Annotated in this window: 10 protein-coding genes and 1 pseudogene; 4 read left to right on the top strand and 7 right to left on the bottom strand. The window is 73.5% G+C overall.

What is annotated here, in order from left to right; translation table 11 throughout:
* Positions 1 to 6 precede the first annotated feature (6 nt).
* The 3 genes from ACTVZO_RS05705 (at position 7) to ACTVZO_RS05695 (ending at position 2,617) form a co-directional block, all read left to right on the top strand.
* Positions 7 to 438, top strand: a complete 432-nt coding sequence (locus tag ACTVZO_RS05705; RefSeq protein ID WP_443297324.1) for a universal stress protein — start codon at positions 7 to 9, stop codon at positions 436 to 438.
* A gap of 155 nt (positions 439 to 593) precedes the next feature.
* Complete coding sequence (locus tag ACTVZO_RS05700) at positions 594 to 1,505, top strand: SAM-dependent methyltransferase (protein WP_443297323.1); 912 nt, start codon at positions 594 to 596, stop codon at positions 1,503 to 1,505.
* Between the two features lie 2 nt (positions 1,506 to 1,507).
* Positions 1,508 to 2,617 carry a terpene synthase family protein gene (locus ACTVZO_RS05695; RefSeq protein ID WP_443297322.1) on the top strand — a complete coding sequence of 370 codons (1,110 nt, stop codon included), beginning with the start codon at positions 1,508 to 1,510 and terminating at the stop codon, positions 2,615 to 2,617.
* Between the two features lie 8 nt (positions 2,618 to 2,625).
* Here ACTVZO_RS05695 and ACTVZO_RS05690 read toward each other — a convergent pair whose 3' ends face one another.
* The 6 genes from ACTVZO_RS05690 to ACTVZO_RS05665 all read right to left on the bottom strand — a co-directional run bounded on the left by ACTVZO_RS05690 (position 2,626) and on the right by ACTVZO_RS05665 (position 8,438).
* Positions 2,626 to 3,990, bottom strand: a complete 1,365-nt coding sequence (locus ACTVZO_RS05690) for a cytochrome P450 (RefSeq protein WP_443297321.1) — start codon at positions 3,988 to 3,990, stop codon at positions 2,626 to 2,628.
* Positions 3,987 to 4,610, bottom strand: coding sequence for a GTP-binding protein (locus ACTVZO_RS05685; protein WP_443297320.1), 624 nt, complete (start codon positions 4,608 to 4,610; stop codon positions 3,987 to 3,989). The genes ACTVZO_RS05690 and ACTVZO_RS05685 overlap by 4 nt, the downstream gene beginning before the upstream one ends.
* The gene (locus tag ACTVZO_RS05680; protein ID WP_443297319.1) at positions 4,591 to 4,950 is read right to left on the bottom strand and encodes a DUF742 domain-containing protein; all 360 of its coding nucleotides are present in this window, start codon (positions 4,948 to 4,950) and stop codon (positions 4,591 to 4,593) included. Before ACTVZO_RS05680 ends, ACTVZO_RS05685 begins: the two co-directional genes overlap by 20 nt.
* Positions 4,947 to 5,354, bottom strand: coding sequence for a roadblock/LC7 domain-containing protein (locus ACTVZO_RS05675; RefSeq protein ID WP_443297318.1), 408 nt, complete (start codon positions 5,352 to 5,354; stop codon positions 4,947 to 4,949). Before ACTVZO_RS05675 ends, ACTVZO_RS05680 begins: the two co-directional genes overlap by 4 nt.
* Positions 5,351 to 6,886 carry a sensor histidine kinase gene (locus ACTVZO_RS05670; RefSeq protein ID WP_443297317.1) on the bottom strand — a complete coding sequence of 512 codons (1,536 nt, stop codon included), beginning with the start codon at positions 6,884 to 6,886 and terminating at the stop codon, positions 5,351 to 5,353. Before ACTVZO_RS05670 ends, ACTVZO_RS05675 begins: the two co-directional genes overlap by 4 nt.
* Positions 6,887 to 7,238: 352 nt before the next feature.
* Positions 7,239 to 8,438: a PP2C family protein-serine/threonine phosphatase gene (locus ACTVZO_RS05665; RefSeq protein WP_443297316.1), complete on the bottom strand. Its 1,200-nt coding sequence runs from the start codon at positions 8,436 to 8,438 to the stop codon at positions 7,239 to 7,241.
* 385 nt (positions 8,439 to 8,823) lie between these two features.
* Between ACTVZO_RS05665 and ACTVZO_RS05660 the strand changes: the two are divergent.
* Positions 8,824 to 10,319 (top strand): annotated as a pseudogene (locus ACTVZO_RS05660) (FUSC family protein).
* On the opposite strand, the gene ACTVZO_RS05655 reads toward ACTVZO_RS05660, so the two are convergent.
* A complete protein-coding gene (locus ACTVZO_RS05655) occupies positions 10,309 to 12,606 on the bottom strand; it encodes a HelD family protein (RefSeq protein WP_443297315.1) in 2,298 nt (765 codons plus the stop codon). The pseudogene ACTVZO_RS05660 and the gene ACTVZO_RS05655 sit on opposite strands and share 11 nt — an antisense overlap.
* Between the last annotated feature and the right edge of the window lie 31 nt (positions 12,607 to 12,637).

The raw sequence follows: 12,637 nt of genomic DNA, 5'->3' as shown, positions 1-12,637 counted from the left end.
GTCCCGATGTCCGTCGTCCTCGGATACGACGAGTCGCCCGGCGCGGAGCGGGCGCTGCGCGTGGCGCTGGAGGTGGCCACCGCCTTCGGGGAGCACCTCGTCCTCGTCTACGGGGCGGCCGCCCCGGGGGCCGCGGGCGAGGAGTACCGGGCGCACCGGGAAGCCGTCCGCCAGGCGGGCCGCAGCGCCCTGGCGCACGCCGTGGAGGCCGCCGACGAGGCCGGTGTGCCCTCGACGGTCGAGGTGGTCGACGACCGCCCGGCGCAGGCGCTGCTGGACGCCGCCCGGCGGCACGACGCCCGGGTCATCATCGTCGGCACGTGGGGCGACAGCCCGATCCGCGGCGCCCTGCTGGGCTCCACCCCGCACAAGCTCCTGCACCTGTCTCCGGTCCCGGTGCTGTGCGTTCCGACGGAACACGGCCACGAATTGATCTGAAGAGCCGTCATGGTCGACCAACTTGGCCTGAAATCGCGCCATTTCATGTGTGACTATGCTCAGTGCCTGAGTGATCAAAGCGTTTTGTCGATCACAGATGGGCAGAGTGGGGCGGCCGATCAACACCCCCACGTGACCGCAGGACCGGAGAACCGATGGACAGCAACCTCGTCATCCAGCCCCACGCTGGTGGCCAGGCGTTCGACGAGAGCCAAGTGCCGCTCTACTACAGCCGGAAGACGGCTGACATCCTCCACAAGTACGGTCCAGGACCGCGGGTCCACTTCCACATGGGCCTCTTCGCCCCCGGCGAGACACCGAACACCACGGTCTCCCAGCGCGTGCTCAAGGGCCGCATCATCGAGTCCCAGGAGGCGATCGTCGACCACGCCGCCCGCACCTGGGGCGCGTACGCCACCCCGCCCGCGAGCCTCCTCGACATAGGCTGCGGCGTCGGCGGCGGCTCGCTCTACTGGGCGCAGCAACACGGCGCCGCCGTCACCGGTCTCACGGTCGCGGCGGAACACGTGCCCCTCATCGGGCAGCTGGCCCGGCAGGCCGGAGTGGGCGACCGGGTGACACCGCTGCTCGCGGACGTCCACGGCTACACCGCGCCGCGCAGGTTCGACGCCGCGTACGCCTGCGAGAGCTCCGGTTACACGGACCGCGAGCGGCTCTTCGAGGTGGTCGCCAAGTCCCTGAAGCCGGGCGGCTGGTTCGGAATCCAGGAGCACTTCATCTGCCGTCCCGAGTGGACCGACTTCATCGACGGCTACTACAAGACGCGCCTGGGCACCCTGACCGAGTACATCTCCGCCGCCGCGGCCGCCGGGTTCGAGCTCGAGCAGGACGAGGACGTCACCGACCGGGTGGCCGAGTTCTGGGTCCAGTCCATGGCGTGGAACACTGCCGAACTGGACCGGATCGAGCACACCGGAACCCCGGCAGCCTGGACCCGCGAACGACTTCGGGAGTCGACCATCACGCACGGCAAACTGTTCCGCATCTGGCGCGACCACGCGCTGGAGACCCGACTGCTGCTCTTCCGGCTGGGCGGGGGGAACTGACGATGCCACCCGTGTACGCCGCGGACGCGCACCCCTCACGCATCGGCTGGCAGCTGCCGCCGTTCTACTGCCCGTTCGAGAAGGGCCTCGTCCACCCCGCCGCGGGGGAGATCGAGAAGCGGGCCATCGCCTGGATCGACGCGTTCGGGTTCTACCCGGACGCCACCGAGCGCGCCTGGGGGCTGGCCACCCGCGCCGCCGACTTCACCAGCCGGATCATCCCGTTCGGCGAGGTCGAGCCGATGCTGCTGTTCAGCGAGTGGAACTACTGGGCCTTCGCCACGGACGACTGGCAGGACTCCAACACCGGTGCGTCGAGCACGGCGTCCGTCGCGGACCACGGCGCCCGGCTGGTCCGCACCGTCGAGGCCCCCGGCTCCGGCCTGCTCCCCCCGGGGCCGCACACCGCCGCGCTGGAGGACCTCGTGGCCCGCACCCGGGAGATGCTCACCCCGGTCCAGCTGCGCCGCTTCACCGAGGGCGTCCGCGACTGGGTGGCTGGCGCCGGCTGGCAGACGGCCAACGCCGAGCGGGGCATCATGCCGAGCCTCAACGACTTCGTGGCGGCGCGGATCTCCAGCAACGGCACCCGCTTCACCCTCACGTGGTGCGACGTGGCGAACGGGATCGCCGTGCCGGGCGAAGAGCTGTACTCCGCGCCCGTCCAGGCCCTGACCGACGCGGCCGGGTTCATCGTCAGCTGCGACAACGACCTGTTCTCGTACAACAAGGACGACCACCACGTCCCGTGGGAGCAGAACCTGGTCAACGTCCTGGCCGCGCAGAACGCGTGCACCCCGGCCGAGGCGCTGCCCGCCGCGTACGCGCTGCGGGACCGGACGGTGGCCCTGTTCGTCCGGCTGCGCGCACAGCTCGGCCGCGGCGCGGGCGAGCAGCTGGAGCGCTACCTCGGCTCGCTGGAGCACTGGATCGCCGGCGACCTGGAGTACCACTGCCGGGCGCCGCGCTACGCCAGCCCGCGCAACCGCAACGAACTCCCGGTGGACGGGGCGCGGTTCGAGGTCACCTGGACCGACAGGCCCAGCGACCCGCGGGTCGAGCCGCCGCCGGTCCCGGCTCTCGCCTGGTGGTGGCAGCAGCTCGACGCCTGACGCGCGGATCAGCGGCGGCGGCGGCCCAGCAGCCGGGCCCACCACGAGACCCGTACCGCCGGCCGCTCCCCGGAAAGGGGGGCGGCCGGTGCCGCGGCCGCCGCGGCCGGTGCCCGGGTGGTCCCGGTGACCGAGGTTCCCCGCGGGGTGAACCGCACCGGCAGGGCGACCAGGTGGCGGGACATCAGGGAGGCGGTCCACCGCAGTTCGTGCTCGGGGACGGCCAGTTCCAGGTCGGGCAGCCGCGTGAGCAGCGAGTCGATCCCGGTGTCCGCGATGGCCCGGCCGATGTCCTGGCCGGGGCACTCGTGGGGGCCGCTGCTGAAGGACAGGTGGGAGCGGTTGCCGTGGACGGGCACCGTCAGGTCGGGGCGGATCTCCGGGTCGACGTTCGCGGGCGCGAGCCCCAGCAGCAGCATGTCCCCGGCCTTGATCTGCGCCCCGCCGAGCTCGGTGTCGCCGGTGGCCCAGCGGCCCAGGATCGTGGTGAACGGCGGCTCGTCCCACAGGACCTGCTCGAGGGCGTCGGGCAGGGTCATGTGGCCGCCGGAGAGGTTCGCGCGGAACCGGCGGTCGGTGAGCACCACGCGCAGGGTGTTCGCGATCAGGTTGGCCGTCGACTCGAACGCCGCGATCATCACGAGGCGCAGGTGCTCCACGATCTCCTCGTCGGTCAGCGCCGTCGCGTGCTCCGCCATCCACGTGGTGAAGTCCCGGCCGGGCACCGCCCGCTTGCGCATGACGAGTTCGCGCAGCGTGGCCGTCACGTACGCGTTGCTGGCGACGGCCGTCTCGGTGCCCTGGAGCATGTCGCGGGCGGCCTCCACCAGGCGCGGGCCGTACGAGTCCGGCGCCCCGACGAGCTGGGTCATCACCAGCATCGGCAGCGGTTCGGCGAAGTCCGCGACGAGGTCGCCCTGCCCGGCCTCGACGAACTGGTCGATCAGCTGGTCGGCGAAGCGCTTGACGTACCGTCGTACGCCGCGCCGGTCGAAGCGCTCCAGCGACTCGGTGACCGCACCGCGCAGCCGCTCGTGCTCCGGACCCTCGACCAGGTGGCACACGGGCTGCCACGCGGTCATCGGCGTGAGCGGGTGGTCGGCCGGAACCCGGCCCTCCTGCTGGTCGCGCCAGCGGCGCGGGTCGCGGGTGAACCGCGACGGAGTGCGGGCCACGTCCAGGTTCTCGCGGTGGCCGAGCACCAGCCAGGCCGGCAGGTCGCCCTGGACCAGCACGGGGGCCACCGCACCGTGCTCGGCGCGCAGCTTCTCGTACAGGCCCATCGGGTCCGCCTCGGCCTCGGGGCCGTAGAGCCGGTGCGCGGGGCAGCCCGGCGGCGGGGTCGAACCGGCGGGGGAGGGGAAAGTGCTCACGATGCCTCCGGGGTCACGGCGAGGGAGTGCAGATAGCGCATCAGCGTCATCAGGACGTCACGGCTGGAGTCGCGCCGCCGGGCGTCGCAGAGCACCAGCGGGACGGCCGAGGGGAGGTCGAGGGCGCTGCGCAGCTCCTCGACCGGGTACTGGGGCGCGTCGGGGAAGGAGTTGACGGCGACCACGAAGGGCACCCCGCGCTCCTCAAGCCGTCCGATCACGTCGAAGCTGACCTCCAGCCGACGGGTGTCGACCAGGACCACGGCGCCCAGCGCGCCCTCGAAGAGGCCGCGCCAGAGGAACCAGAAGCGCTGCTGGCCCGGGGTGCCGAAGAGGTACAGCACCAGTTCCTCGTTGATGCTGATCCGGCCGAAGTCCATGGCCACGGTGGTGGACGTCTTGCGCTCCACCCCCGCGGTGTCGTCGACGCCGACCCCGGCCTGGGTCATCGTCTCCTCGGTGGTCAGGGGGCGGATCTCGCTCACCGCGCCGACCAGGGTCGTCTTGCCGACCCCGAAACCGCCCACGATCACCACCTTGACCGCGGCGGCGGCCGTGGCCGGCAGTACGTCCTCGCGCCGCGGCCCGGCGGGCGACGCCTCAGAGCTTTCGAAGTCCATCGATCACTGCCTCAATCAATGCCAGGTCGGGGAGTTGGGCGCGGGCCACGGGTGCGCGGGAGAGCACCTGGCCCGAGGTGAGCAGATCGTCGATCAGGACGGTGACCACACTCACCGGGAGGCCGAGGTACGCGGAGATCTCGGCCACCGAGAGGGGCGCCTGGCACAGCCGGATGATCGCCGCGTGCTCCGGCTGCATGCCGGGCCGGGGCCCGGACTTGGCGACGATCAGCGTGACCAGGTCGAGGCCGCTGGGAACTAACGGTCCGCTGCGACCGCCCGTGATGACGTAGAGCCGCTCCGGGCTGCCGTCTTCCCAGTTGGTGACCGGGTCCTTCACGCGGTCTGCCTGTCGCTGCGCGGCGGGCTGCTGAGGTGCTCTCCGATCCGCGCCACGAGGTCGCGCATGCGCTGGCCCATCAGGCCCGCGTCGACGCCCTCGTCGGCCAGCACCGCCAGGTAGGCCCCGGCGCCCGCCGCCATGAGGTAGAAGAAGCCGCCGTCCATCTCGATCACGACCAGCCGCATCCGTCCCTTGCTGTGGGGGAGTTCGGAGGCGACGGCGCCGGCCAGGCTCTGCAGTCCGGCGCAGGCGGCGGCGAGCCGGTCGGCCGTGTCGGTCTCCGCGCCGTACTGGGCCATGCGCAGACCGTCGGCGGAGAGCACGATGACGTGCCGGGTCTGCGGAACGCTCTCGGCCAGGTCCTTGAGCATCCAGTCCATGTTGCTCTGCTGCTGGCTCATGGCTGTTCTCCCTTGCTCGCCGAGGCCGGCGAGGCGTCTGTGGTCGGGCTGTCCGCGGTGTGGCTCCCTGCCGTCCGGCTGTCCCCGGACAGACCGCTCTGGAAGGCGGCCAGCCACATCCCGGGCTGTGCTTCGGCCCGCTCCGGGACCTCGGCAGTGGTCTGCTGCCCGGCGTCGGGCTCGTCGGGGGCGGTGGCGCGCGCCTTGCGCCGGCGCTGCGGCAGCCCGTTCAGGGTCCGTTCGGTCACGAGGGGCACCTCGTCCACGTCCGCCGGGACCTGCGGGCCGGTGGCCGGCCGGGGCGGCTGCGCGGGCGGTGCCTCCGCCGGTTCGAGGGCAGCGCGGGGACCCGAGGCGGTACCGATGCCGTGCGCGAGGCCGGTCGCGGTCGAGATGGTGGTGATCAGCCCCTGCGGGACGACGAGCACGGCCCGTACGCCGCCGTACGCCGAGGAGCGCAGCGACACCCGGAAGTCGTACGCCTGGGCGAGCCGGCCGACCACGGCGAGGCCCAGTCGCGGGGTCTCGCCCAGGTCCGTGAGGTCGATGCCCTCCTGCGCCTGGCGCAGCATGCGCTCGGCCCGCTTGCGGGCCTCCTCGCTCATGCTGAGGCCGCCGTCCTCGATCTCGATCGCGATGCCCGAGTTCACGTCGACGGCGGTCAGGTGGACCTTGGTCTGCGGCGGCGAGTAACGGGTGGCGTTGTCCAGCAGCTCCGCCAGCGCGTGGATGAGCGGCTCGACGGCCGGGCCCACGACGGCGACCTGCGAGACGGAGTGCAGCTCCACGCGCTGGTAGTCGATGATCCTGGACATGGCGCCGCGCAGCACGCTGTACAGCGGCACGGCCTTGTTCCACTGGCGGCCGGGCCGCGCGCCGCCCAGCACGGCGATGGAGTCGGCGAGCCGGCCGATCAGCGCGGTGCCGTGATCGAGCCGGAGCAGATCGCCGAAGACGGCCGGGTCCTGGCCGTGCCGGTCCTCCATGTCCCGCAGTTCCTGCGCCTGTTGGTGCACGATCGCCTGGACGCGGCGGGCGATGTTCACGAACGCGCGCTGCGCCGAGTCGCGCAGGTCCTCCTCGGCGACCACGGCGTCGAGCACCGAGCGCAGCACCGCGTGGTGGGCGGCCCGGAACGCGGGGGTCAGCCCGGGCTGGTAGGTGCTGGCGTCCTCCAGCGAGGCGAGCACGTCCTCCGGGAACTCGCCCTTGCGCAGGCGCGTCACCACATCGGGCAGCAGCGCCTCGGCCAGCCGTACGGTCTCCGTCTGCTGCCGCGACAGGGCGGCTTCCTGCACGGCGACCGTGGTGCGCAGCGCCGCCACCGCCTTGCCGCGCCGGGCGGCCTCACCGCACGAGAGCGCGACGGCGACGAAGGCCGCGGCACCGACCCACGCCACGGGGGTACGGGCAGGTGCCGACACCAGTACCACGGTGGCCACCGTCAATGCGGCGGTCAGCAGGGCGGGCAGCGCCCATACGACGGGTGAGGTGGGCCCTGGACTGCCGGGCGACGATCCCTCTCGAACCATCAGAACCCTCAAACGATCGAATGCGAAAGATCATTGGACAACAGCCCGGGATCTTATCCGTTCAGCGCATGGCGCTTGACAACAGGTCAGGATGCGGACCCCGCAGTTCAGTTGGCGTCGCGCGTCATGTCCTGAAATGGATCCATGCCCGACCGGCTCTTCCGGTGCCGCCGTTCCGCCGTCCGCGCCGCCAGGGCCCGTGGGAGCCCTGCCCGCCACCCGTGCGCGAGCCCGTGCGGGCGCGGCACGGCGCCCCTGTGATTCGGCTGATTTCCATCGGGTGACCGGAAGATGGCCGGAACCCGCCCGAACGCACCCGCCGGAACGCACCTTCCGGACTCACTTGCCGGAGTCACCTGCCGGCGGGCGGCACCGGCCGGGGCCGCAGGCGGGCGGCCAGCACGGCGACGTCGTCCTCCGCGTGATGCGCGTCGAGCCCGTCGCAGACCGCCGTCACGATGTCCTCGACCGGCGCCCCCGGCGCGAGGCGCAGGCCCGCGAGCCTGGCCAGTGAGGTGTCGATGTCCTCGCCCCGCCGTTCCACCAGGCCGTCCGTGTACAGCAGCAGGGTCTGGTCGGCGGAGATCGGCCGGGCGAGTGCCTCGTAGCCGCCGATGCCCGTGCCCAGCGGCGGACCCACCGGCACGTCGAGCAGCTCGCCCGTGCCGTCGCCGCCGAACACGGCGGGCGGCAGGTGCCCCGCGCTCGCGTAGAGGGCGATGCCGCGCGCGGGGTCGATCCGTACCAGCAGGCAGGTCGCCGGCCGCCGCCGGTCGTCTGAGGCCGACAGCGTGTCGAGCCGGCGCAGCACCCGGTGCGGGGCGAGCTCGGTGGAGGCGACCTCGCGCAGGACGGACCGGTAGGCGTTCATGTCGACGGCGGCGTCCAGACCGTGCCCCATGACGTCCCCGACCACCAGCAGGGTGCGGCCGAAGTGCAGCCGGACCGTCTCGAACCAGTCGCCGCCGACCAGGGAGCGCAAACCCACCGGAAGGTAGCGGCTGGCGATCTCAAGGTTCGGGTGCGGCCGGCCCGGTTCGGAGACGAGGGCCCGCTGGAGGTCGAGCGCCGTCTTCTCGGTGGCCGCCTGCCGCCGTGCGTACCCGATGTGGACGCCCGCCAGCCGCGCCGCGAAGTGCAGGGTGGCCGCCTCGTGGTCGTCGAAGTCCCGGCCGGCCCGTACGGCGAGGAGCCTGCCGTACGCCTCGCCCCCGCCCGGCCCGGCCAGCCGGACCGACACCAGGTACAGGGGCCGGCCCCCGGCCTGCCCGGTCCAGGTTTCCACGGTGCGCCCGTGGTCCAGGGACCGGACCGCGGGCGGGGCCCCGGGGGAGGGGTCCCGCAGCAGATCGGTCGCACCGGCCTGCGCCACCCGGCCGTGCACCCCGCCCCGGCCGGTCATGTCCACGGCGGCGGCGTCGCACAGCGTCCGGAACAGGAATCCGGCGAGCTCCCGGCAGGTCCCCCGCTCATCACCGGAGGTCCCGATCCGCTCCAGAGCCTCCTCCACGGCGCGCAGCCGCGCCTCCAAGCCGTCGCGCTCCGACACCATGCCAGCGTCACCCGTTCCCGGCCGTGCCGCCCGTCGAGGGAGGCATGCCACCACCGTTCCACGTTCCGGCCACGGAAATCACGGGACGGGCCCGGAACCGACCGCGCCCGCCCGGACCGGTCCGTTGGCCCTCCGATGGCCGAAGATCGCGATCCGTGACCGGGCCAATGGCACAGTCCACCGAGGCCGTGTTGAGCCAGTGGGCCCCCAGGTGCTTATCTGTGGCGTATCCATGTACTTACGGCGCCGCGCAGCGCCGGACGGCAACGAGGCCGGATCCGGAGCGCGGCGCCTTCGCCGTGCCCGTTTCTCCGCCCACCACCCCCGGGCGGCGGCGGGCCGGCGCGCACCACTGCAAGGGGGGCGGCACACCGCCGTGAAGAGGATGTTCGTGGCTCCTGACCCGGGGCGCCTGAGACTGCGCAACTCGGCCCGTGCGGTGATCGGCGTCGGCGCCGCCGTGGCCCTCGCGGAACTGTGCGGCCTCTCCCTGACCGCCTCCATCACCGGGGGACTGGCCGCCCTGCTGGCCCTCTTCACCGTGGTCGACGCGAGCGTCCGCGCCCAGCGCGTCACCACCGCCCTGCTGCCCGTCGCCGGATTCCCCGTCCTCGCGCTGGCCACCACCCTGCACGGGCTGCCGCTCGCCCGCGACGCCGCCTTCCTCGCCGTCGTGTTCGCCGGGGTCTACGCACGCCGCCGGGGCCCGCGGGGCCACGCCCTCGGGATCTTCGGCTTCATGATGTTCTTCGTCACCCAGTTCCTGCACGCCGTGCCCGGACAGCTGCCCGAGCTGTACGCCGCCGTCGGGCTGGCCCTCCTCGCCTCCGCGGCCGTGCGCTTCGTGCTGTGGCCCATCGAGCGGCGCACCCCGCCCGCCCCGCCCCGCCCGGCCTGCCGGGCACCGGCCTCGCCCGGCCCACCACCCGCCAGGCCTTCCAGGCCACCGCCGCCTGCGCCTTCGCCCTCGCCATCGGCCAGGCCCTCTCCGAGGACCGCTGGTACTGGGCCGTGGGCACCGCCTGGTGGATCTTCGTGAACACCGCCTCACGGGGCGAGACCCTCGTCCGGGGCTTCCGCCGCGTCCTCGGCACGGTGCTGGGCATCGCCGCCGGGCTGCTGATCGCCGTACCGCTGCACGGCGCGCCCGCGCCGACCGCCGCGCTCGTCGCCGTGTGCGTCTTCGGCATCTTCTACACCGCGGCTCCCTCCTACTCCTGGATGATGTTCTTCGTCACCGTCATGGCCGGGCTGCTCTACGGCCTCCTCGGGGTCCTGCACCCCGGGCTGCTGCTCCTGCGCTTCCAGGAGACCGCGATCGGCGCGCTCGGCGCGGCCCTCGCCGTCGTGATCATCCTCCCGGTGACCACCCACGCCGCCAACGACGCCTGGATCCAGCGCGCCCTGCACTGCGTCCGCGCCTCCACCGCGGCCGCTCTGGACCGGCTCGCGGGCAACCCCGAGGCCGACCCCGCCCCGCACGCCGCCGAGCTGGAACTGCTGCTGGGCCGCGTACGGATGGCCCTCGCGCCCCTCGTCCACCCGCTGAGCCCGCTGCGCGCCCGCAAGGCCAGGGCCCGGCAGGTCCTGGCGCTGCTCGACGAATGCGCCCGGGAGGTGCGCGGGCTGGTCGCCGTCGCCGCGGACCCGCAGGCCTCGCACGACGCCAGGCTGGCCGCCGCCTGCTGGCGCGTCGAGGCCGCCGTCGAGGCGCTCACCGCGCCCGACAGCACCCCCGAGCCCATCGCCCCGCCCCGGCCGCGGCCCGCCGCGCCCGCGGAACCGGCCCTCGCCCACCTGCACGGCCTCGAGCACGCGCTCGTCGCGCTCGCCGCCCCGCTGCGCACCGACCCGCGGGCACCCCTGGTCATCAGCGCCTGAGCAGCCCCTCCCCGGCCGCCTCCAGCCCCGCCGGCAACCGGCCGGCGGTGTGCACCACCCCGAGGGCCTGCGTGGCCCGGGTCAGCGCCACGTACAGGTCGCTGGGCTGGAGGCCGGCCGGCTCCACCACGATCACCGTGTCGAACTCCAGCCCCTTGGCCTGGCGCGGATCCAGCAGGACGACGTCCCGGGTCAGATCCGGCTCGGCCCCGGCCCGTACCCCCGGCAGCCCGCCGGCCAGCGAGGCGTGCAGCTCCCGCGGCGCGATCACCGCGAGCCGTCCCTCCGCGGGCAGCTCCCGCCGCACCGCCTCCGCGACCGCCCCCGCCAGATCGTCCGTCGCCCGCGCCCAGGGGCGGACCCCGGTGGCCCGTACCGAGCTCGGCGGGGCGAAGGCGGGATCGCGCTCCCGCAGTACGGCCGCCGCCACCTCCATGATCTCGGCGGGCGTACGGTAGTTGACCCCCAGCCGGACCAGCTCCCAGCGCTCGCCCACGTACGGGCGCAGGATGCGCTCCCACGAGCCGCAGCCCGCCTCCTCGGCGGTCTGGGCCGGATCGCCCACCAGCGTCATCGAACGGGTCGGGCAGCGCCGCATCAGCAGCCGCCACGCCATCTCCGACAGCTCCTGCGCCTCGTCCACGATGACGTGCCCGAAGGCCCAGGTGCGGTCCGCGGCCGCCCGCTCGGCCGCGCTGCGGTGGTCGGCCTCCTCCTGGCGCTCGGCCATCCGCTCGGCGTCGATGATGTCGTGCGCCGCGAGGTACTCGTTCTCCTCGTCCTCGAACTCGTAGGACCGGGAACCCTCCGAAAGGTCCAGCACCCCCTGCGCGTACGCGATGCGCCGCTGCCGCTCGCGCTCCTCGGCGGCGCGCCGCGCGCTGTCGTCCTCCCCGAGCAGTTCCGCCGCCTCGTCCAGCAGCGGCACGTCGGCCGGGGTCCAGTCCGGCCGCGCCGACGGCTCGCGCCGGATCAGCTCCGCCTCGTGCGCCGGCAGGTGCGTGGGCGCGGCCAGGAAGTCGGCGACGAGCCGCTCGGGGGTGAGGGAGGGCCACAGGGAGTCGATCGCCGCGTGCACGGCCGTGCTCATCGCGATCTCCTTGCCCAGCTGGGCCACGTCGTCCGGACCCAGCAGGTTCGGGCCGCCGTACGGGTCCGCCCCCAGCCGGTCGGCGAGCTGCGCGGTGAGCGCGTCGATGATCCGGAAGGCGAAGGAGGGCCGGGCCTGGTTGTGCGGCAGCCCCGTGGCCCGGGCCCGGTCCCGCGCCTCGTGGGCCATCGTGCGGTCCAGCAGCAGCGTCCCGTAGTCGTCGTGGTCGATCTCCAGCGCGGGCTCGGGCACGGTGTCGTACTCCTCGCCGGTGCCCGCAGGCACCGACTCCGGCAGGCCCTGCCGGTCTTCGACGACCCGCGCCAGCACCCGCGCCATCGAGGCCCGGCCCTTCACCGCGGCCGCTCCGGGCCGGTCGGTGCCCGTCGCGTGGACACCGGGGTACAGCTCGCCCGGCGTGGCGAGCAGGACGCCCGTCTCGCCGAGCGCCGGCAGCACCCCGCCGATGTAGCCCAGGAACGCCGGGCCCGGCCCCACGATCAGCACCCCGCGCTTGGCGAGCAGCTCGCGGTGCGCGTACAGCAGGTACGCCGCCCGGTGCAGGGCCACCGCCGTCTTGCCCGTGCCGGGCCCGCCCTCGACGACCAGCACTCCGCGGTGCGGGGAGCGGATCACCCGGTCCTGCTCGGCCTGGATGGTGCGCACGATGTCGTGCATCCGGCCCGTCCGGGCGGCGTCCAGCGCGGCGAGCAGCACGGCGTCCGCGTCGGCGCCCTCGTAGCCGGTGCGCTCCGCGTCGGTCAGGTCGAGGATCTCGTCGTGCAGTGCGGTGACCACCCGCCCGCGGCTGCTGATGTGCCGGCGGCGGCGCAGGCCCATGGGGGTGTGGCCGGTGGCGAGGTAGAAGGGCCGGGCCACCTCCGCCCGCCAGTCCAGGACCAGCGGTGTGCGCTCCGCGTCGTCCGCGCGGATTCCGATGCGGCCGATGTGGTGGTCACGGCCGTCGGAGAACTCCAGACGGCCGAAACACAGGCCGTTCTCTCCTGCATTCAGCGCGGAAAGCAGGCCCGACTGCTCGGCGACCAGTACATCGCGCTCCAGACGTGCCTGAGCGCCGTTCCCGACCTCGCGCAATGCCCCCTCGACTGCGCGTTCGGCCAGGTCACGCAGATGGTCGAGGCGGACATAGAGGTCGGTGACGAATTGCTGCTCTTTCCGGAATTCCTCGGTTGACAATTGCACTCCTGCCGCGATACAGTGTCCTCGA

It is taken from the genome of Streptomyces sp. IBSNAI002, assembly GCF_052244475.1.
In the GTDB taxonomy this organism is placed as follows: domain Bacteria; phylum Actinomycetota; class Actinomycetes; order Streptomycetales; family Streptomycetaceae; genus Streptomyces.
Note: the sequence above shows the minus strand (reverse complement) of the source record. Positions and strands in the feature narration are given on the sequence as shown.